Source organism: Rhodobacteraceae bacterium M382 (genome assembly GCA_025141015.1).
In the GTDB taxonomy this organism is placed as follows: domain Bacteria; phylum Pseudomonadota; class Alphaproteobacteria; order Rhodobacterales; family Rhodobacteraceae; genus Aliisedimentitalea; species Aliisedimentitalea scapharcae.
The window spans coordinates 2,494,930-2,514,444 of sequence record CP081098.1 but is presented as its reverse complement, the minus strand read 5'-3'; the positions used below and the strand labels follow the sequence as shown (position 1 = coordinate 2,514,444).

Genomic DNA, 19,515 nt, shown 5'->3' with positions numbered 1-19,515 from the left:
ATCACTGATCTTCTCCGCATCGCTGAACCGAAAAACACAGATTGTCACCACCTTGTGGGATTACCCCGGTTTTGTCACGAATACCTGATAGCATCAGGTTGGCGATGTTTGGGCCACTGTCCGTCATGGTCACCAAAGTAACGTGGTCTTCCGACAGACCCAGATCAGGAAACTGTTCACCACCTGTGGTGGCAAGTTGAACATAGTCGCGCCCGTTACGCACCTCGTGGCCATAGGCCTGCACGTGGCCATTGAACACCGTGTAGGGACGTTCTGAGAGCGCGGCCTCGATGGACGCAAACGGCGTTTCGACGCGGTGTTGCCATGCGGGTTTGTGCAGGAACAGAAATGTCCAGCGCACATCGGTGTTGTGTTCAATCGCCTCTAGAAAATAGTTTTTTTGGTCTTCACCAATTGTTCCAGCGGTGCGGTGCGCGAGGTTGGCATATTCGGTTTGTGCAAAGGCTTCGGGGCCGTCTGACTGATAGATCATGATGGCTTTTGCGCGTGCCTTGGCGATCTCAACGCGGTCGGCGGGTGACGTGTCTTCGGTGTCCAGAACCAGAAACAGCACATTCTTGTAGCGAAAATGATAATAAGTGGGGCCATAACGTTCTGCCCAGACTTCACGCGACAGGTCAGTCGAAAGGTCATGATTTCCGCCCACATAAAAAATGGGCCCTGGGAAACTGCGAACCCGATTGTCGTAGGCCTCCCATTCTGCCTCGAACTGGTCTCGCTGGATTTCACCGCCTTCAATCAAATCCCCGACGCTGATGACAAAATCAGGGCGCAACAGGTTGAGTTGCGCCATGGCTGTTGCAAAAATTCCGGGTCTTTCGCCGCCGGTTAGATCGGCGTGGATCGCAAAGGTGAATTTGCCGGGATCGGCGTCAAAGTTTTGATGAGTCCATGGCTTGGGATCACTGCCGTCGGCGGCCCCAAGGGAGGGGAGCACCACGGCGAGGATAGAAGTGAAAAGTAGGCTCTTCAACGAAACACCCTCAATCCAAAGTGTTCTTCTTGATCACCCCATCGCGCATGATTAGTGGGATGTTGGCATCGTAATCAACCAGGATCGACACGTCCTGAGTGGGATCACCCCGAACGATTATCAGATCCGCATACGCCCCCTGTTCAATGACGCCCAACGGGCCATCCTTGTAGGGGTTTTTGGGCCCCGATTTTGCCAACCAGCGCGCGGCATGCGATGTGTTCTGCCGTAGAATTTCCACATCATCAAACCAGTGCTGGCGAACCACCAGATCCTGTGGCACCAACGGCAACTGGTCTACAACCCACAAATCGGATCCTCCAAAGGCGTCGACCTGATACTCTTTGATCCAACGCATCATCCTGTCGGCTCCTTCATGAACTTGCCGACCCTTGCGGGCATTTTCGGCGGAGAATCCGGGAATGTTGTCGGGGTCGCTGAACACCTCATAGGCGGCATAGGCCTGAAGCGACATTACAGCGCCTAGCTCCTTCATGCGCTTGATCGTGTCCTCCTCAATCAGGAAGCCGTGTTCGATGCAGCGCCCGCCGGCATCCAGAAACCGGTTGATCGACTTGTCATTGTACGCATGGGCACAGACATAGGTCAGGTAATCATCGGCTGTTTCAACAGCTGCGCGCAGTTCGCCCTCGGTCATCGAGGTGCTTTCGAGCGGGTCGAAATCCGACGCCACACCACCCCCCGGCATCACTTTGATATGCGTGGCCCCACCCCGCAGGTTGGTCAGCACAGCGGCCCGCACCGCGTCGTCGCCGACAATGCCCCAACCGTCGCCGCGTTTGGCGAACACATCTGTGCCCGGTGCCTCGTTCAATGTGCCTAGATCGGCGTGGCCAGAAATGCCGCTGATCTGTGTGCCCGAGGAATAGAGCCGCGGCGCATCCACCCAACCGCGCGCGATCACACGGGCCAGGCCGAGGCTGTTGCCTCCCACATCGCGCAGCGTGGTATACCCCATCCGCTGATACAGTTGCAGCGTCTCCAGCGCCATCGCCCCGGCAGCGGCATGATCCACGTCGGGACGGGACGGATTGACCCCGTATTTGAACATCACGTGGGTATGCATATCGATCAAACCGGGCATCAATGTGCTGCCTTGCCCGTCGATCACCCTCGCATCTTCGGCGGGGATCGGATCGGTGGAAACCTTGGTGATCAGGTTGCCTTCCACTAAAACCTGGGCATTCTCAAGCCGCGTTTCGCTGGTTCCATCCCAGACATAGATATTGGTGAACAGGGTGCGTTTGACGTCCTCGGCCAGGGCCGAAGTTGCCAGAAAAACACAAGCAATGGTGCTGACGAAGGCTTTCATGAGAATGGTCCCGGATCAAAAATAGGCGCAGAGCGGCCGAGGTAAATGAACCGCCCCGCGCGTGAAGCCCGGCGGGTTATCCCGCCGGTCCACAGTCGAGCGTTAGAGGTTCCCGAAATAGGCGTCGCGTTCGGGGCCTGCCGGAATGAACTGTGGCGCATTCTCATCTGGCAGCCAGTTCTTATAGACCTGCCCATCTTTCATGACAAAATCTACATTTCCACGCTTCAGGGCATGGATATCCTCAAGAGGATTGCCGTCGATCAAGATGATGTCGGCATAGCCACCTTCGGCAATCGTTCCCAATGTGCCTTCCTTGTAGGGGTTCATGCCTCCCGACCAGGTCAGAACTTCGCCTGCGTTGCCGGTTGCCGTTTTGAGCGACAGGTAAGGGTTCTTGGCAATTTCATCGTTGAACCAGATGATGTTGTCGGCCTGGCGCCCAACATCAGGGCCGAACATGTCGCCTCCAGTCACCATGATCAGGTCATGCTTGACCGCCCATTCCATCATCTGACGGGCACCGGAATTTACCTGGGATGCCTTGGCCTTTTGGTCCGCACTAAAGAAGGTGATTTCCTCGGGATTGCCAAACGCCTGGAGCGACATCACCGCCTGAACCGACAGGGCAACGCCCTCATCTTTCATCCGGATAATCGTTTCTTCGGAAACAAGAAAATTGTGTTCGATGGTCCGAACACCGGCGTCGATGGCCCGGTTGACGGACCGGTCGTGATAGGCATGCACCGTAACATAGCTTCCATAGTCTTTGGCAACTTCGACAATGGCCTCCATCTCTTCGACGGACATCTGCGTCATGTGAAGCGGATCAAATTCACTGGCGACGCCGCCACCGGCCATCACCTTGATCTGCGTGGCACCGCCACGGAAATTATGCCGGGCAGAGCGCCGGGCCTCGGTCACCCCATCGACGATATAACCCCAGCCGTGCCGTTCGAGATCGTCCATATCGCCCGGTCGGTCATTAAAGAAACCGATGTCGCCGTGCCCGCCGGTCTGGCTTAAGACACCGCCGCTGGGGAAAAGACGTGGCCCGGGAATAACGCCTTTGTTCACACCTTTGGCGACCCCCAGTATGTTGCACCCTGTGTCTCTCGCTGTGGTGAACCCCTGATCCAGATATTCGAGCAAGACATGGGCCGTGTAGGCACCCGCAAGCATCTGATCATAGTCGGTCCGAGCCCAGGGAATGCCATCGCGCAGACACAGATGCGAATGCATATCGATCAACCCGGGCATTAGGGTACGGCCCTCACCATCGACGGTAAACGCGTCTGGCGCCTCGATCGGATCGGCGGACACAGTCTTGATCAGGTTACCTTCGACCAGAACCGAACCGTTCTCCATCAGCTCGCCGTCGACGCCATTAAAAATGTTGACGTTGGTGAACAGCACTTGCCTGGGGGCATCTTCGGCCTGCGCCGCTATGGCGGTGAATGACAGCGCCACTGCGCAGGTGAAATTGGCGAATCTGCGAATCATGTTAACCTCCAAGTTGATCTTAATGCAGGAAGTTTACCCCAGCGCTGATCCACATGTTGGCCACTTTCGAATGCAATAAAAAGAATATTTGGCAAAACTGGCCAACACCTTGGGCCTGAATCTGCAATACTGTGGCGAGTCGAAACAACCAAGGTCTGGTCATGCCCCTTTCAACCGACGGATTTATCCGCCTAGCGCTGGTTATGCCCCTTGTTCAACATGCCGAAAACCAGCACGTGGATGTTCGCCCGGCGTTCGAAAGTTTGGGGCTCAGCAAGGACATGCTGCGCGACCCCAAAATGGCAGTCCATGCAGAAGTCTTTTATGGTTTGGTCAATGACCTGGCGGTTCTGGTGGGCGATCCCTATTTCGGCTGCCACGTTGCAGAACAATTTGATTTTGCCAATTGGCCGCCCATTGCCGAGGCCGGTCGCAATTCACGGACCGTGGGCGAATTCCTGTGCAGCCTGGTGATGCAAGTCCCGCAAGAGTCCAGTTCGGTCAGGCATGCGCTGACCATCGAAGCGGACTGTGCGACCTATTCGGTGACCCGGCTGGTCAAAACCCAAAACCAACCCCTTCAGATCGAAGGGTTTGGCGCAGCATTGTATCTGCGGCTCATCCAAGGCGCGACGAGTGACGCGTGGGATCCGGCGAAAGTGCGGGTCTACACTCCGTTTCCACAGGCTGTGCCGCGCGGGCACATGGGCATCAGGTTGATAAAGACCGACGGACCCGGATTGGAAATCAAGTTTCCCTCAGCCTGGTTGCACGCCGGTCTCGGGCTCAAAACGGCAATTGGCTATGAAAATGGGTCGACCAAAGACCCGGATCTGTCCATCGTCGCGGCCCTGCGCAGCGCAGCCCGTCCGTTACTGATGAACAGGGAGCTCGGCGCAGAAGACGTCGCCCAAAAGTTGGGGCTGGACAGGAAACGGATGGAGGCGGCCCTGCGGATGCAAAACACCACCGCCGCACGAGAGTTAAAGAAGTTGCGGATTGAATTGGCTAAAGCCGCATTGAGCGACAATCAACAGACGATAGGTATGATCGGGCGATCCTTGGGATACGCCGACCAATCCCATTTTACGCGCTTCTTCAAGTCGCAGGCTGGCGTATCTCCAAGCGATTTTAGAAGGAAAGTTAAGGCTAAAGCCCCATAATTTATGAGCTGAATCCTGCCGGAGATTTTCCGCCTGGTGGCGAGACCCGGACGCCTGGAAAACGTACCTCACCCAGAGGCCATTAGTGGTCTATCCTGACGAAAAGCATGGGCAGCTTGCATCGGTGATCCAGTTGGCCAGTTTGGGGTGCCCGCCCAAGGCACAGGACACGACCCAGAGCGAAATCTGTACAGAGAGCTACTGGACTAGGTCTAGGCACCTATCTGGTCATCAATCTGGTCGATCTATTCAGACTGTTGGGGACAGGCGGATGGATCCATCTCGCCACTCCAGATCTCAAAGAACGCAAGCCGCAGGGGTGTTGGCATGGGGGAGTAGCTCTGTGCCAGCATATCCCGGATCGGGTCTTCTGCTCGGGTCGGGTCGATTGTGATGACAACAATGTCTGGCGGCCGACAGGCGATATCGGTTTGGAATGCTTTGAGCATGGTCTGCGCGCGGGGTCCGGCGAAGAGAGGGTAATTGTAGCTGTGGCGATACGGGGTTGGGCGACCTGACCAAAAATACACACCCGGTTCTGCACCCCAATGCAGGATCCGCGTTTCCGGTGTCGTGTTTTGCGCCAACCAACGCCCGACCTCGCGGCTTTCAACAGCTGCTCCGCCGTGGTCCTGGGCGTCATATTTCACCAGTGCCAGCCGTTCGGGCGAGGTGAAATATCCAAAACTGATCCAAATGGGTGCCAGGGCAATCAGAACCGATTTGACCAGCGAGGCACCGGGCAGGTGCCGGGTCAGGAAAACACCTGTGCTGATGGCCAGAAGTGGCAATAAAAGCTGATAGTAATGGGGGAAATGTTTGCCCGGTGCCGCGACCATGATGGCGCTCCCGACGTACAGCAAGAGAAGCAGGCTTCGATTTGGTCCCTTTTCCGTCATCCAATGCAAAAAGAACAATGTTAAGAAAAGGGCAACATAATAGGGGTGTTCAACGCCGGCAAACACAACCCTGGCAAGGTTGCCAAAAATGGAACCGGAATAGGAATGGTTAAAGCTGAAGGCAGCGTAGAAAAAGGAATCAAAGGTTCCAGCCGCAGAAAAAGCCACAAAAATGACAGCCCACCCGATTAATCCGGGGATAGCCAGAACAGCGACGGATTTCAGGGCAGCCGTTGCCCTGGTGCCCGATTTTTCCGGCCCGGATGTCATCCCTGTCCAGAACAGCCACACCGCGGCCAGAACCGCCGGAAAGACGGCAATCTGTTTGAACACGGATGCCAGAAAAAACATGAGCCCGGCCGCCAGAACATTGTGCGGTCGATTTGGATGTTTTGCTGTCGGCAGCAAAAGCACAAGCGCCCAGACGAGGCACGCATTCATGAAGACTTCGACATTGGGTTGGTTGGCCTGCAACAATACGTCGTTACCGCACACAGACCAGACCGCCATGGCAGCCAAACCGGCCCGTGGCCCCGCCAGCCGGTCGGCAGCCAATTTCACTCCAACAAGCGTGCACCCAAACGCCAAGATCCCCAACGCCCATATGGCAAGCGGTTCTTGGCCCAGCAGGCCGATTGCCCCGGCATAGACCACGTAGATCGCCGGGGGTTTGTGGTCCCAAGCCTGGGCATAAAGGTCAAGACCTTCAAGCCAGCTCCGCGCGACCATGGCATAGACCATCAGGTCGCGTTCGAATGGCTCGTCGAGCACCGACAGGCGCAAAGCGGCGCTCAGAGCGATCAGCCCGATGGCCCAGCCCAGCTGTGTCCCTGGTGATACCGTGGAAGCGGACGAAATCGACGAAGGCGGCACAGAGCCGAGCGGCACACCCAGCGTTGCCAACGCCAGAACAATCGCCAAAGCCAACAACATTGTAATGAACAAAGGGGCGTTGAGAACAATGGCGCTGCCCGCCACAAGCGCGACAATCCAAAATGGTTTACTGCGCCAATCGCAACCCGCCCATATGGCAAATACAAGCGGCATGGGCAGCGCCAGTAGGGATCTGAGCAACGCGGCAGCTTCGCCGTGATTGGCCAGCGGTGCCAATGGTGTATGCCATATCCCGATGCCGGCAATGGCGATCAACGCGCCCAGCGCTGCAAAACCGTACACAACCGGCAGCCGCCGCATGATGACATCAGGTTCGCGCATGGGCGACGTCCAGGATTTTTGCCGCCATCCTGCGACCTTCTCGGATGGCGTAATTGGTGCCGCGGTCTTCGGGATAGATCTGCGCCATGGAACAGATGTGTAACCCCCGACGAGGCCCGTCGGTGTCCGGGATGAGACGCGAATAATGTTTGCCGACAACCGGCTGTGACCAGCGGGCCCGCCAGACGTGAAAATCGCGGACCCATTCGCGGTCGAATTCGGGGAACATGCGTTGCAGGTGGGGAATTGAAAACTCCATCACCTCATTGTCTTCCATCAGATACAGCGCATCTGTGTGCGGCAGGTATTTCGACAGATAGACAATATGTTCACCGCCATAGGAATCGGCGCTTTCAAAATTCGTGTGTTCAATGACACCAACATAGGGAAACGACATGTCGTTCACGTTCAGCCAATAGGTCGATGAAAGCGATCGGTCGAGCCGAAGAACAAGGCAAATATTTGCGAGGTAGTCTATACCGCGCAACTGCTGTTGGTATTCAGGCGTGGCCCAGTCCTGCACCATATCGGCGATGAGCGGCAACGCCGTGGTGACAACAACATTGTCGCTTTCCATATCTCCCCAGGGACCAGAGCACCTCCAACGGCCATGTTCCATGTGCTCGATCCGCTCTACTGGCGATCCGGTGCGCACCGTGCCGCCCGCCTGAACGATGCCCTGTGCGGTTGCTTCGGCCAGGCGTGAAAAACTTCCCTTCAAATAGGCGAGCCGCTCTTCGCCCCCTTTGCCCCGGCTTCCGCCGCGCAGTTTTAGTTTGTTCCAGAACCACACGGCAGACACGGTTTCGGCATAGGGTCCGAATTTTCCGGCCAACAGGGGCTTCCAGACGACATCAAAGACGGTATCCCCGCCCAGTCTGCGCAGCCAGTCTGCGGCTGTTTCATCTTCCAATGCCCTCCAATCCTCTACCCGGCGCGCCCTGAGCGTCAAAAGACCCAACCGAATGCGGTCCAGAAAGGGCAGGGCGGTGAACCTGAGCAAATCCATGGGGTTGGACAGCTTGAAGATCTTATTCGCGTAAAAAACCCCGGTATTGGTCGGATTGGTCATGACCTGATCGCTCAGTCCCAATTCGTCGATCAGCGTCATCACTTCGAGATCGTTGGTGAACCAATGATGATAAAACCGATCCAGACGCTCACCTTTGGTGTCAAAGGCACCCGCAAGCCCGCCAACCGTCTGGTCCGCTTCCAAAACGACAACGTCATGTCCCTGGCGGGCCAGGTCATAGGCGCAGGACAATCCGGCAAATCCTCCGCCGACAATTGTTGTGCTGGGTCGGGGCGTGCCCCCATTTGGGTGTCTCATCGAGATCTGACCTTTTCGGAGGAAGCGGGCCCGGTATTGGCGCGTGTGAGAACCCAGTATCCAAAGCTGAGTCCCCCCCACAACGTAGCGGGAACATAAAGCGCGAGATGTGCGAGAACGGCAAAAGCGGCGGCTGCGATTTCCGGGTTGTCCAGCGACCTGGCGGCCTCCATCACAAAATAGTGGAACGTCCCGATATACCCCGGTGTTGATGGCAACAAGGTCGACAATGTTCCAACCGGCATCGCAAACCAGGCCGCCGCCGGTGTCGTGATGTCAGGCAGCGCGCGCGCAACCGCATAAAAGACACAAGCCTCAAAGCTCCAGGCTAAAAAGGACCAGGCCAACAAGACAACCATGCGCGACCGCTGGGCCAGCGTTTTAAGTGTTTCGAACAGGTGATTGACCTGCGCATCCAGCTTGGCCGCCAATGCCGGAGCACGCCCGGATAATCTGGAGACGAGCCAGCGGACCACAGGATGCAGAATACCCGGAAAAACAAGAACCAGAGCCACGGCAACCGTGACCAGGACAAAAAAGGACGCGCTCCACCCAAAAAGAGCATCGAGTTTGCCGCCGTCAAAGCTGAAGACTGTCAATGTCAACGCGAGCGCCAACAGCAGCGACAAAAGATCCATCAACCGTTCCGCCAAAAGCGTCGCAAGAACCCGGGCCGTCGGCACACCAAGCCACCCGGAAAAGGCGACGGCGCGCAATGCGTCACCGGCACGAAATGGCAGCACATTGTTGGCGGCAATCGAGGCCATGAACGGCACCGAACAGCGCCCCCAGCCGAGTTCCGGATTATAAGAGGCCAGCATCAGGCGCCAACGCCAGATCCGGCAGGCATAACCCAAGATGAAAAAAGCCAAACCGATCAAGATCCAACCGACATCGGCAGCGCGCACCGCAACGAGCAGATCTGACAGGGGGATCGTCTTCAGGATCAGCCAGAAGAACAGGCCAGACACAGCGACCCCAACGGCCGCGCGCATGAACTTTCGCCCGCTCACGCCCGAACAACGCTTGGTTTGGTCATGTCGTCTTCGGTTTCAAAGCCGATGCGTTCACGTACGATATACAAAGGCCGCCCCTTGGTTTCCTCGTAGATCCGGCCGATGTATTCGCCGATGATCCCAAGTGAAATCAGCTGGACCCCGCCAAAGAACAACACCGCAATCATCAATGCGGTCCAGCCTTCCACCCAAATGTTGGTCGATATCCGCAACACCAACGCATAGATGATCCCGATCAAGGCCAGGCTGGCCGAAAAAATGCCCAGATTTGTGGCGATTTGCAGCGGTTTTGACGAAAAGGATAAAATGCCGTCCGCCGCAAAGCGCAGCATTTTTCGCAAAGGGTATTTCGACGTGCCCGCTGCCCTTTTTTTTCGGTCATAGGGCAGGGCGAGCTGACGATATCCGGCCCAGGCCACCAGCCCTCGGACAAAGCGATGCCGTTCCGGCATGTTGCACAGCACATCGACGACCTTACGATCCATCAGCCGGAAATCCCCGGTATCCAGCGGAATGGGCGTTTCGGACAATCGGTTCAGAATCCGGTAGAACCACCGCGCCGTTGAAATCTTGAACGCGCTTTCGCCTTCTCGCGTGGACCGAACACCATAGACGACGTCATACCCGGCTTCCCAATGTGTGATCATCTCCAAAAGCACTTCGGGAGGATCCTGAAGATCAGCGTCGATCAAGGCGACCGCATCCCCCGACGCGGCGTCGATTCCGGCTGTGACCGCTATCTGATGCCCAAAGTTTCGCGCGAACGTTAAAATCCGGATAAAGGGATGGCGCATGGCTGCATGTTTGAGGCAATCGAGTGTGCGATCCTGGCTTCCATCATCGACAAAGATGATCTCCACCGTTTTATTCGGTAAAGCCTGGGAAAACGCCACGAGCTGAACAATTGTCTGCTCAATGACCTCTTCTTCATTATAGCACGGCACAACAACCGAGATATGGGGCCGGGTGGAAAAAGGGTCGGGTTCTTCAGACATCAGGTTTTTGTACCGGTGGCGAGAATTCCATAATAACAACGCTTTTAAACAAATCGGGCAAGAAAAACCTCGGTTTGGGGCCGGTATTGTGCGCAGATGCTGCCAAAACACCCAAAAGTCAGGTTTTTTCTCCAATGTCGGCAACAATGGGTCGGTTTCGGCCTTGGCTGACGAATGGTCTTGGCGGCTTGGCTGCGGGACGCCAGCCTGAGCAGGCGGGCTCCTACATTTTAAAGCTCACAGATTGGTCGTCCTGCGATGACAGTGTGAGATGGCGCGGAGCGCGATTGATCTGGATATGGCCTGGGTGCCGCCGCGCAGCAAACGCGGTCGACAACAACGTTTCGGCGACGCAGCCATTTATGCCTGTCACCATTTATGTCTGTCACATTGGGAAGATGCTGTTCGGGATCCTGCAAACGCAAGGTCTCTTTATTGTTTGCCTGAACGCATGCGGAAAAGGCGCAAAGCTGTCAGAACAGATGCCCAAAAGGGGCATACTTGGCAGTGCCGGAAGGCCCAAAAGAGGTCACAATATGACACCCTTGGCCGAAAGAACAACAATGGCGAAAAGCACACTATGCCCCAAAAATCAATAATTGTCTTATGGTATCAGGGGGATAATGGCGGAGAGACAGGGATTCGAACCCTGGGTGGGCTTGCACCCACAACGGTTTTCGAGACCGCCCCGTTCGACCACTCCGGCACCTCTCCGCGGGGGTCTGTGAGGCAGGCGTTTAATGGGGAAACCTGCGGGGTGCAAGGCGGAATTCATACTATTTTCAAGAAACATGTTTTTTATTGCCCGATCCCGAATTTCGCCTAGGCTTATTGCTATGACCTATTCTGTACTGCGCCTTTTTCGCCCGGCTTTTGTGCCGTTCCTGATCGTAACTTTGTTGCTTGCATCCCTGGGCTCACCCGGTCCGGCGCGGGCTGCTGACAAGCAGAAGGTAGAGGCGTTTTTGGTCACGACCGGGTTTGACACGGCGTTGGAGTCGATCAAATTCAGCGCGGCAAGCGCGCCGGATATGTTGGGATTGGAACCGGGTCAGTTCGGAACCGATTGGGCGCGTTTGGCCAAGCAGGTGTTCGATGTCGATGACATGCACCAGATGGCGGTGGAATTTTTGATTGCGACCCTCGATGATGACATGCTGGGTCATGCCGTTGACTTTTATGAAACGGATCTGGGGCAACGGTTGGTTGCCGTGGAAAATGCGGCCCATCTGGATGATGCCGATGACGTCAGACAGACGGAAGGTACCCGGATTGTACAAGAGTTGCAGACCCAAGAGGACGCGACACGGTTTCAACTGTTCCATCGATTGGTTCGCGCGACTGACGCTTCGGGCATCGGGGCGCGGGCCCTTCAGGAAATCCAGATCAGGTTCCTTTTGACTGCCAGCGCGGCGGGCGTGATTGAATTGCGCATTGATGAACAGGGGTTGCGGGCCTTGATGAAGGAAAGTGAAACTGATCTGAAGGCCGCGCTGACCGAAAGCGGGTTGGCCGCATCCGCATATACCTATCGCGATTTTGACAACACGGATCTGGAAACCTATGTCAAAGCGTTGGAGCAACCATTGATGCAAAAGGTCTATGAATTGCTGAATGCCGTTCAATACGAAGTCACGGCCAATCGCTTTGAGGTTCTGGCTGTTCGTATGGCGAAGTTGCATCCCGGGCAGGACATCTGATGGGCAAAGTGTTTCGGTGGGTACGAACCACATTTATGATCGTCTGTTTTCTGGGCGCATCCTTTCAGGTGAGCGCGCAGCAGGACAACGGGTCATTGTCAGACGGCCTACGCCTGACCGAATTGGCTGAGATGCTCCGGACCGAGGGCATCGCCTATGGCGCGGCTATTGATCAGGACATGATGGGCGGGCAGGGCGGACGCACCTGGCAATCACAGGTCGCGGCCATTTACGATGCCGATCGGATTGTGAGCACCGTTGCCGATGCGTTGGAGGCCGGGCTATCGGGATCGGAACGGCAGGATATCCTGGCGTTCTTTGGCACACCGCTGGGACAACGGATCCTGACACTGGAATATGATGCGCGCGAGATCATGGCCCAAACCGAACTGGCCGATCAACTGATCCTGGATTTGTCGGACCGGGCCCATGATAAGGATGCGCGCTACGTGGTGATCCGCGAATTTGTCGCCGTCAACGATCTGGTCGCCTTGAATGTGTCCGGGGCATTGAATGCCAATTATCATTTTCTGGTCAGTTTTGCCCGTCAGGGCGGTAACGGCGTGCCCGAAGATGATATTCTGGCCGATGTCTGGGCCGAAGCAGACGAGATAGAGCACAGTATCTCTGATTGGATCTATGCCTATCTGTTGCTGGCCTATGATCCGCTGCGCGACACGGAAATGGAACAATATCTGGCGTTTTCCCAAACCGCTTCGGGTCAGGCGTTGAACAGGGTTTTGTTCGCGGGATTTGAAACGCTGTACAATGCAATCAACCGGGATCTGGGCGCGGCCGCGGCACGGGCGATGGAGACACACGATCTGTAAGGCGCCCGTTGCCTGGGGGGTATTCATAAACCCACTTGACTTGGCACGCAGAGAGGGACATAAGCCCGCATCCCGGCCCGGAGTCTCTGTGCCGGGTTTCATATGTAATCCGCCCTGTACAATGGGCGCGCTGTTCGAGGTGATCCAGCCCTGTAATTGGCTGGTCGCAAACGCCCGGTAAATCGGGGACCACAGAACGCGGTTGAAAAAGGAAAGACGCAATGTTTGCGGTCCTCAAGACTGGCGGCAAGCAGTACAAAGTTCAGGCGGGCGATATCCTCCGCGTTGAAAAATTGGCTGCAGATGCTGGCGAAACCATCCAATTCAACGATGTGCTTATGCTGGGCGGCGACGCTCCGGTTGTTGGCGCGCCCTTCATCGAAGGTGCTGCTGTACAGGCCGAAGTGATCGATCAGATCAAAGGTGACAAGGTCATCAAGTTCGTCAAACGCCGTCGTAAGCACAGCTCCAAGCGGACTGTCGGTCACCGTCAGAAGCTGACCCTGGTCAAGATCACCGAGATCCTGGCATCGGGCGCAACCAAGGCAGCACCTGCCAAGGCTGCAAAAGCTGCTGCTCCGGCTGCGGCAGGCGACGACCTGTCCAAGCTGACCGGTGTCGGTCCCGCTGCTGTGACCAAGCTGAACGACGCAGGCATCACATCGTTTGCTCAGATTGCGGCATTGTCGGAAGACGATATTGCTGCTATCGAAGCAATCAAGATCAAACCCGAATGGGTTGAGCAAGCTAAAGAGCTGGCTCAGGGCTAAGGAGAGACAGAATGGCACATAAAAAAGCTGGTGGTTCCTCCCGTAACGGTCGCGACTCTGCGGGTCGTCGCCTTGGCGTGAAACTGTATGGCGGTCAGGCCGCTATTCCGGGCAACATCATCGTGCGTCAGCGCGGGACCAAATTTTGGCCCGGCGAAGGCGTAGGCATGGGCAAAGATCACACAATCTTTGCGACTGTCGATGGCGCCGTAAAGTTCCACAAGGGACTGAAAAACCGCACCTTCATTTCGGTTCTGCCAGTGGCGGAGGCCGCAGAATAAGCCGAACCTGAAAGGTTAGTGAAAAATTCAGGGGGATCGGCGATAACGCCGGTCCCTCTTTTCGTTTTGAGGATCTGTGATCATCATGGCTGTTCATGCCATCAGTTTTGCCCTTTTTGCTGCGTCGCAGGTGGGAACGCCTGGGCCGGCGAATATGGCTTTGATGGCAACAGGTGCCCGGTTTGGGCTGCGTGCGGCATTGCCGTTTGTGGCCGGGGTTGCCCTGGGTAAGCAGCTTGTGATCTGGCCCGTAGGATTTGGGTTGATGGCGCTGGCAGATCAGGCCCCCGGGGTGTTCGCGCTCTTGAAGTGGGTGTCGGCTGTCTACATCTGTTATCTGGCATGGAGGGTCGCGAACTTGCGTCTGGTGCCGGGTCAAAAAAGCGACAGCGCCGCACCGGGGTTCCTGGCTGGGCTGATCGTGCATCCGTTGAACCCCAAAGCCTGGGGTATGATCATCGCGGGGTTTTCCGGTTTCGTCGCGCCGGGCACGCCCCAATTCGAAGCGACGTTGACAATTGCGGCAGTGCTATTGGGCTGCCAGGTGATCCTGCATCCGATGTGGTGCTATGCGGGCGACCGCATTGCGCATGTGGTCGCGGGGTCGATTTGGGAAAGATATCTGATGTGGGCATTGGCGGCTTTGACCGTCCTGTCCGTTGCTTTTGTCGTGTTCGGAGGAGGAACACAGCCATGAGTTTGGATTACCTCGTTGCGCAACCTGTCCTGGAGGCCGAGCGTTTTATTCTGCGCCCGGTGCGAAAGTCCGATACCGGGCTGATCTCGCATTATGCCAGCGACGAACGGGTTGCACGCATGACCACGTCAATCGCGCATCCGCTGCCGCCGGGTGCCGTCGACGCCTTTGTTGCGCGTGCGATGGCCGAAGACCGGAGCGAAGACGTTTGGGTCATCGACGGCACCCGCGAAGGAGGCGCGGAGCTGAAAGGGATCATTGGTCTGAAACGCATGGATCGGAATCAATCCGAAGTCGGCTATTGGGTGGCACCGCCGTTCTGGAATACCGGCTTGGCTTCGGATGCGTTGCAATTGCTGGTCGGGTCCAATCCGCTCAAGAACGACACCATGTTTGCCAGCGTTTTTCAGGACAATCCGGCCTCGGCCAGGGTTCTGACCCATTGCGGGTTCAAATACCTTGGCGATGCCGAAAGTTTCTCGGTTGCACGCGATGCAACTGTGCCAACCTGGACCTATAGCCGAAAACTGTGATTGAGCCTGACCTGCGCTTTGCGGTAAGTGAGGCGCAGGCGGGTGTTCCCGCCACTCTCAAAGATAAAAGGTCCGCGGCGCAGGCTGGTGGGCAAGGAGCCGACATGAAATTCCTCGATCTGGCCAAGGTCTATATCCGCTCGGGTGGCGGTGGTGGGGGCTGTGTCAGTTTCCGTCGCGAAAAATACATTGAATACGGTGGGCCGGATGGCGGCGACGGCGGCAAGGGTGGATCGGTCTGGATCGAAACCGTTGATGGTCTGAACACGCTGATTGATTTTCGCTATCAACAGCATTTCTTTGCCAAAAACGGCCAACCCGGACGAGGGCAACAGCGCACAGGCAAGGATGGTGATGATATCATCTTGCGGGTTCCTGTCGGCACCGAGATTCTGGACGAGGACCAGGAAACCGTCATCGCCGATGTGACTGAGGTTGGTGAACGGATCCTGCTGGCCAAAGGCGGCAATGGCGGTTTTGGCAACCTGCATTTCAAATCGGCAACCAACCAGGCACCGCGCCGGGCCAATGCCGGTCAGGAAGGCGTGGATCGCACCATCTGGCTGCGATTGAAGCTGATTGCTGACGCGGGGCTGTTGGGGATGCCCAATGCGGGCAAATCGACGTTTCTGGCTGCGACGTCCAATGCACGCCCCAAGATCGCGGATTATCCGTTCACCACCTTGCACCCGAACCTGGGAGTTGTTGGCGTGGATGGGGCGGAATTTGTGATCGCTGATATTCCCGGCCTGATCGCCGGTGCGCATGAAGGGCGCGGTATTGGCGATCGGTTCCTGGGGCATGTCGAACGCTGTTCTGTGTTGCTGCATCTGGTGGATGGTACATCCGAAGATGTTGCAGGCGATTACCGTACGATCATCGGCGAACTGGAAGCTTATGGCGGTCATCTTGCCGACAAGCCCCGCGTGACCGTTTTGAACAAGGTCGATGCGCTGGATGACGACGAACTGGAAGCTGCCAAGGCCGAGCTGGAGCAAGAAGCGGGCCACAAGGTCATGACCATGTCCGGCGTCAGCCGTCTGGGCGTGACAGAGGTGCTGCGGGCTTTGCGCTCAGAGATCACCGAAGATCGGCTGCGACTGAAACCCCAGGAGGAGACCAAGCCTTGGCAACCCTGAAGGAGGCTGCCCGCGTTGTCATCAAGATCGGTTCGGCCCTTTTGGTAGATCGGGACAGCGGTGATCTCAAGGCGGGTTGGCTGCATTCTCTGGCCTCCGATGTGGCCTGGTTAAAACAGGCGGGCAAGGATGTAATCCTGGTGTCATCCGGGTCGATCGCGCTGGGACGTGGCGTGTTGGGGCTGCCACGCACCGAGCTGCCTTTGGAACAGTCCCAGGCCGCAGCTGCGGTGGGACAGATCCGTCTGGCCCGCGCTTACGAGGAAGCGCTGGCACCTTACAAGATCAAGACTGCCCAGGTTCTGGTGACGCTGGAGGACAGCGAAAATCGGCGCCGGTATTTGAATTCGCGCGCCACCATGGAAACCTTGCTGGGTCTTGGCGTGGTTCCCATCGTCAATGAAAACGACACGATCGCCACGGATGAAATCCGCTATGGAGACAATGATCGTTTGGCGGCACAGGTTGCGGTGACGGTTGGCGCCGATCAACTGGTCCTGTTATCGGATGTCGACGGGTTTTATTCGGGCAACCCCGTTCTGGATCCTTCGGCGCAACGCTTTGACGTGATTGACACGATCACACCGGAAATCGAAGCCATGGCTGGAGATGGTGTGTCGGGATTGTCCAAGGGCGGGATGATTACCAAATTGCTGGCCGCCAAGATGGCGACTGCGTCGGGATGTGCCATGGTAATCACCGAAGGATCGCCGTTGAACCCATTGAAAACGCTTGTCGATGGTGCCAACTGCACGTGGTTTACGGCGCATGAGGATCCGCATGTTGCACGCAAACGCTGGATCGCAGCGATGAAGGCCCGTGGCACGATCACAGTGGATGCGGGTGCAGCACGGGCACTGAAATCTGGTAAAAGCCTGCTGCCGGCAGGGATCACGCATGTGGAGGGCGATTTTGGCCGCGGGGAACCGCTGGCCATTCTCAGCCCGGACGGGCACATGCTGGGCCAGGGGCTCAGCCGCTATACTGCACAAGAGGCACAGGCCATCAAAGGGCGCCAATCCTCGGAAATCGAAGAAACGCTGGGCTATCCGGGCCGGGCTGCTTTGATCCACCGCGATGACATGGCACTTTGAACACTGGGTCTGTCTGATGAATTCCAGCCGTTGACATTGGCGGCATCCCGATTGGGAAAGGACGAAGATGATGAAAGATACGGATAACATTCCCGCGTTGATGGCCGACATCGGAAAACGGGCAAAGGCGGCGACCACGGCGTTGGCCACCGCCACGGCAGAACGCAAACATGCAGCCCTGATCGCAGCAGCGGATGCAGTTTGGGCGCGTCGCGCCGAAATCATTGCCGCCAATGCCAAGGATCTGGACTTTGGTCGCGACAAGGGCCTGAGCGCGGCGATGATGGACCGGTTGATGCTGGATGAGGGTCGTATTCAAGGTATGGTTGACGGGCTGCGCGCCGTGGCGGAACAGGCCGACCCTGTGGGTGCGGTTCTGGCCGAATGGGATATGCCGTCGGGGTTGAATATCCAGCGGGTTGCCACGCCTCTTGGGGTGATCGGGGTGATCTATGAAAGCCGTCCCAATGTGACGGCCGATGCGGGCGCGCTGTGTCTGAAGTCGGGCAATGCCGTAATCCTGCGGGGCGGGTCCGAGAGCTTTCATTCGTCTGGCGCGATCCACGCCTGTCTGGTCGATGGGCTGCGCGCTGCCAACCTGCCCGAAGAGTCCATCCAGCTGATCCCGACGCGGGACCGGGCGGCGGTGCAGGCGCTGTTGACGATGACTGATTATGTCGACGTGATCGTACCGCGGGGCGGCAAAGGGTTGGTCGGTTTGGTTCAACGCGAAGCCCGCGTGCCGGTTTTTGCCCATCTCGAAGGCATCGTGCATATCTATCTCGACAAATCCGCCGATCCGCAAAAGGCTCTGGACGTTATCCTGAATGCCAAGACCCGGCGGACCGGGATTTGCGGCTCGGCCGAATGTCTTTTGATCCATCGCGATATTGCTGACACATTGGGACGCGATGTATTGGACGCATTGGCTGCGGCTGGTGTTGAAATCCGCGCCGAGGCAGGTCTGCCCGGACCAGATGGCATGATCGCGGCGACGGATGAGGACTGGGGCAAGGAATTCCTGGATTCGATCATTGCCGCGCGACAGGTCGATGATGTTGACGCGGCGATCGCCTATATCCGCGATCATCATTCGCAGCACACTGATTGCATTATTGCCGAGGACCAGGCTGCTGTGAACCGCTTTTTTGCCACGCTGGATAGTGCCATCCTGATGCATAATGCCTCGACCCAGTTCGCCGATGGGGGCGAATTCGGCATGGGTGCCGAGATCGGCATTGCCACAGGCAAGATGCATGCACGGGGGCCAGTCGGTGCCACGCAGTTGACCAGCTTCAAATATCTTGTGCGTGGGAACGGAACAACCCGCCCCTGATTGTCCCGCCGCAGGCGACACATTGCAAGCGCCGCCTGATCGGGATCAGGCGGCGTTTTGCATGAATGCGACCGGGGTCAGAATTGAATCGAAATCTGTGTCTCGGAAAATCCGACTTTTATGCGGCGTCCGATTTCGGCCGCGACAACAGGCAACAGCGCGAATTGCACCTGTGCCGGAGTGATATTGACGTCGCTCTGGGGGCTGCTCAGATGGCTCCAGAGCTGTTCATCAATGTTCAATTTGGTCGCATTGGCGGTGACGGTCCAGTCGTCGCGATCACAGAACACCTGGGCATTGCCGCCATAGGGCGTCGCGGTTTCCAGGCACTGCAGCGCGAGAAAGGCCAATCGCGTCAGGGATCGGGGTTGGGCATCCAGCGGTCCCCATTGCATGTTCAACCGTCCGCCCCGGTTGAGATCATCCAGAATGGCCACAACTTCTGGGCGCCCCAACAGCTGATCGCCAGCTGCGCCAAAGGCGACGCGAAAAAACCGAATGCGCGCCCCTGCATTGCCGACACTGTCCGATATCAGGTCCAGTTCGGGGCCCGGCACATTGCCCGCCATGTCCAACAGTTCTAGCCCATTGGTGATTGCCCCAATCGGGCTGATCAGATCGTGGCAGATCCTGGACCCTATCAATGCCGCCAGATTGGCGCTATTTTCTCCCATAGTCTTCCTCCGA

Annotated in this window: 18 protein-coding genes and 1 tRNA gene; 10 read left to right on the top strand and 9 right to left on the bottom strand. The window is 57.0% G+C overall.

Annotation, left to right across the window (positions count from 1 at the left end; translation table 11 throughout):
• Position 1: 1 nt before the first annotated feature.
• From K3727_11755 to K3727_11745, 3 genes are all read right to left on the bottom strand, one after another.
• Positions 2-994 carry a metallophosphoesterase gene (locus K3727_11755; protein UWQ89504.1) on the bottom strand — a complete coding sequence of 331 codons (993 nt, stop codon included), beginning with the start codon at positions 992-994 and terminating at the stop codon, positions 2-4.
• Between the two features lie 10 nt (positions 995-1,004).
• Positions 1,005-2,327 (bottom strand): amidohydrolase family protein, encoded by a 1,323-nt coding sequence (locus tag K3727_11750; protein UWQ89503.1) that lies wholly within the window; start codon positions 2,325-2,327, stop codon positions 1,005-1,007.
• Positions 2,328-2,429: 102 nt separating this feature from the next.
• Positions 2,430-3,830 (bottom strand): amidohydrolase family protein, encoded by a 1,401-nt coding sequence (locus K3727_11745; GenBank protein ID UWQ89502.1) that lies wholly within the window; start codon positions 3,828-3,830, stop codon positions 2,430-2,432.
• Positions 3,831-3,991: 161 nt separating this feature from the next.
• Here K3727_11745 and K3727_11740 point away from each other — a divergent pair, with 161 nt between their 5' ends.
• Positions 3,992-4,993 carry an AraC family transcriptional regulator gene (locus K3727_11740; protein UWQ89501.1) on the top strand — a complete coding sequence of 334 codons (1,002 nt, stop codon included), beginning with the start codon at positions 3,992-3,994 and terminating at the stop codon, positions 4,991-4,993.
• A 245-nt stretch (positions 4,994-5,238) separates the two neighbouring features.
• Here the strand turns inward: K3727_11740 and K3727_11735 are convergent, their stop codons facing one another.
• The 5 genes from K3727_11735 to K3727_11715 all read right to left on the bottom strand — a co-directional run bounded on the left by K3727_11735 (position 5,239) and on the right by K3727_11715 (position 11,162).
• On the bottom strand, positions 5,239-7,107 hold the full coding sequence (locus K3727_11735; protein ID UWQ89500.1) for a hypothetical protein: 1,869 nt from the start codon (positions 7,105-7,107) through the stop codon (positions 5,239-5,241).
• Entirely contained in the window at positions 7,094-8,437 is a 1,344-nt protein-coding gene (locus tag K3727_11730; protein ID UWQ89499.1) for an NAD(P)/FAD-dependent oxidoreductase, read from the bottom strand. The genes K3727_11735 and K3727_11730 overlap by 14 nt, the downstream gene beginning before the upstream one ends.
• On the bottom strand, positions 8,434-9,432 hold the full coding sequence (locus K3727_11725) for a flippase-like domain-containing protein (protein ID UWQ89498.1): 999 nt from the start codon (positions 9,430-9,432) through the stop codon (positions 8,434-8,436). Before K3727_11725 ends, K3727_11730 begins: the two co-directional genes overlap by 4 nt.
• Before the next feature lie 14 nt (positions 9,433-9,446).
• Positions 9,447-10,448: a glycosyltransferase family 2 protein gene (locus tag K3727_11720; GenBank protein UWQ89497.1), complete on the bottom strand. Its 1,002-nt coding sequence runs from the start codon at positions 10,446-10,448 to the stop codon at positions 9,447-9,449.
• 624 nt (positions 10,449-11,072) lie between these two features.
• Positions 11,073-11,162 (bottom strand) — tRNA-Ser (locus K3727_11715).
• Between the two features lie 122 nt (positions 11,163-11,284).
• Between K3727_11715 and K3727_11710 the strand changes: the two genes are divergently transcribed.
• The 9 genes from K3727_11710 (at position 11,285) to K3727_11670 (ending at position 18,828) form a co-directional block, all read left to right on the top strand.
• Complete coding sequence (locus tag K3727_11710) at positions 11,285-12,148, top strand: DUF2059 domain-containing protein (GenBank protein ID UWQ89496.1); 864 nt, start codon at positions 11,285-11,287, stop codon at positions 12,146-12,148.
• A complete protein-coding gene (locus K3727_11705) occupies positions 12,148-12,978 on the top strand; it encodes a DUF2059 domain-containing protein (protein ID UWQ89495.1) in 831 nt (276 codons plus the stop codon). Before K3727_11710 ends, K3727_11705 begins: the two co-directional genes overlap by 1 nt.
• Before the next feature lie 221 nt (positions 12,979-13,199).
• Positions 13,200-13,748 (top strand): 50S ribosomal protein L21, encoded by a 549-nt coding sequence (gene rplU, locus K3727_11700; protein ID UWQ89494.1) that lies wholly within the window; start codon positions 13,200-13,202, stop codon positions 13,746-13,748.
• 11 nt (positions 13,749-13,759) lie between these two features.
• Complete coding sequence (rpmA, locus tag K3727_11695) at positions 13,760-14,029, top strand: 50S ribosomal protein L27 (protein ID UWQ89493.1); 270 nt, start codon at positions 13,760-13,762, stop codon at positions 14,027-14,029.
• 85 nt (positions 14,030-14,114) lie between these two features.
• A complete protein-coding gene (locus K3727_11690; GenBank protein UWQ89492.1) occupies positions 14,115-14,726 on the top strand; it encodes a LysE family translocator in 612 nt (203 codons plus the stop codon).
• Positions 14,723-15,259 (top strand): GNAT family N-acetyltransferase, encoded by a 537-nt coding sequence (locus tag K3727_11685; protein ID UWQ89491.1) that lies wholly within the window; start codon positions 14,723-14,725, stop codon positions 15,257-15,259. The genes K3727_11690 and K3727_11685 overlap by 4 nt, the downstream gene beginning before the upstream one ends.
• A gap of 104 nt (positions 15,260-15,363) precedes the next feature.
• On the top strand, positions 15,364-16,398 hold the full coding sequence (gene obgE / locus K3727_11680) for a GTPase ObgE (protein UWQ89490.1): 1,035 nt from the start codon (positions 15,364-15,366) through the stop codon (positions 16,396-16,398).
• Entirely contained in the window at positions 16,386-17,492 is a 1,107-nt protein-coding gene (gene proB, locus K3727_11675; GenBank protein ID UWQ89489.1) for a glutamate 5-kinase, read from the top strand. The genes obgE and proB overlap by 13 nt, the downstream gene beginning before the upstream one ends.
• Before the next feature lie 70 nt (positions 17,493-17,562).
• Positions 17,563-18,828, top strand: coding sequence for a glutamate-5-semialdehyde dehydrogenase (locus K3727_11670; GenBank protein UWQ93353.1), 1,266 nt, complete (start codon positions 17,563-17,565; stop codon positions 18,826-18,828).
• Positions 18,829-18,905: 77 nt separating this feature from the next.
• Here K3727_11670 and K3727_11665 read toward each other — a convergent pair whose 3' ends face one another.
• Positions 18,906-19,502, bottom strand: a complete 597-nt coding sequence (locus K3727_11665; protein UWQ89488.1) for a histidine phosphotransferase — start codon at positions 19,500-19,502, stop codon at positions 18,906-18,908.
• Positions 19,503-19,515: the final 13 nt, after the last annotated feature.

Bases quoted from the DNA above. Each gene is read 5' to 3' on its own strand.
- K3727_11750 (UWQ89503.1), bottom strand. From the start codon at position 2,327: ATGAAAGCCTTCGTCAGCACCATTGCTTGTGTTTTTCTGGCAACTTCG.
- K3727_11745 (UWQ89502.1), bottom strand. From the start codon at position 3,830: ATGATTCGCAGATTCGCCAATTTCACCTGCGCAGTGGCGCTGTCATTC.
- K3727_11740 (UWQ89501.1), top strand. From the start codon at position 3,992: ATGCCCCTTTCAACCGACGGATTTATCCGCCTAGCGCTGGTTATGCCC.
- K3727_11735 (UWQ89500.1), bottom strand. From the start codon at position 7,107: ATGCGCGAACCTGATGTCATCATGCGGCGGCTGCCGGTTGTGTACGGT.
- K3727_11730 (UWQ89499.1), bottom strand. From the start codon at position 8,437: ATGAGACACCCAAATGGGGGCACGCCCCGACCCAGCACAACAATTGTC.
- K3727_11725 (UWQ89498.1), bottom strand. From the start codon at position 9,432: ATGCGCGCGGCCGTTGGGGTCGCTGTGTCTGGCCTGTTCTTCTGGCTG.
- K3727_11720 (UWQ89497.1), bottom strand. From the start codon at position 10,448: ATGTCTGAAGAACCCGACCCTTTTTCCACCCGGCCCCATATCTCGGTT.
- K3727_11710 (UWQ89496.1), top strand. From the start codon at position 11,285: ATGACCTATTCTGTACTGCGCCTTTTTCGCCCGGCTTTTGTGCCGTTC.
- K3727_11705 (UWQ89495.1), top strand. From the start codon at position 12,148: ATGGGCAAAGTGTTTCGGTGGGTACGAACCACATTTATGATCGTCTGT.
- rplU (UWQ89494.1), top strand. From the start codon at position 13,200: ATGTTTGCGGTCCTCAAGACTGGCGGCAAGCAGTACAAAGTTCAGGCG.
- rpmA (UWQ89493.1), top strand. From the start codon at position 13,760: ATGGCACATAAAAAAGCTGGTGGTTCCTCCCGTAACGGTCGCGACTCT.
- K3727_11690 (UWQ89492.1), top strand. From the start codon at position 14,115: ATGGCTGTTCATGCCATCAGTTTTGCCCTTTTTGCTGCGTCGCAGGTG.
- K3727_11685 (UWQ89491.1), top strand. From the start codon at position 14,723: ATGAGTTTGGATTACCTCGTTGCGCAACCTGTCCTGGAGGCCGAGCGT.
- obgE (UWQ89490.1), top strand. From the start codon at position 15,364: ATGAAATTCCTCGATCTGGCCAAGGTCTATATCCGCTCGGGTGGCGGT.
- K3727_11670 (UWQ93353.1), top strand. From the start codon at position 17,563: ATGAAAGATACGGATAACATTCCCGCGTTGATGGCCGACATCGGAAAA.
- K3727_11665 (UWQ89488.1), bottom strand. From the start codon at position 19,502: ATGGGAGAAAATAGCGCCAATCTGGCGGCATTGATAGGGTCCAGGATC.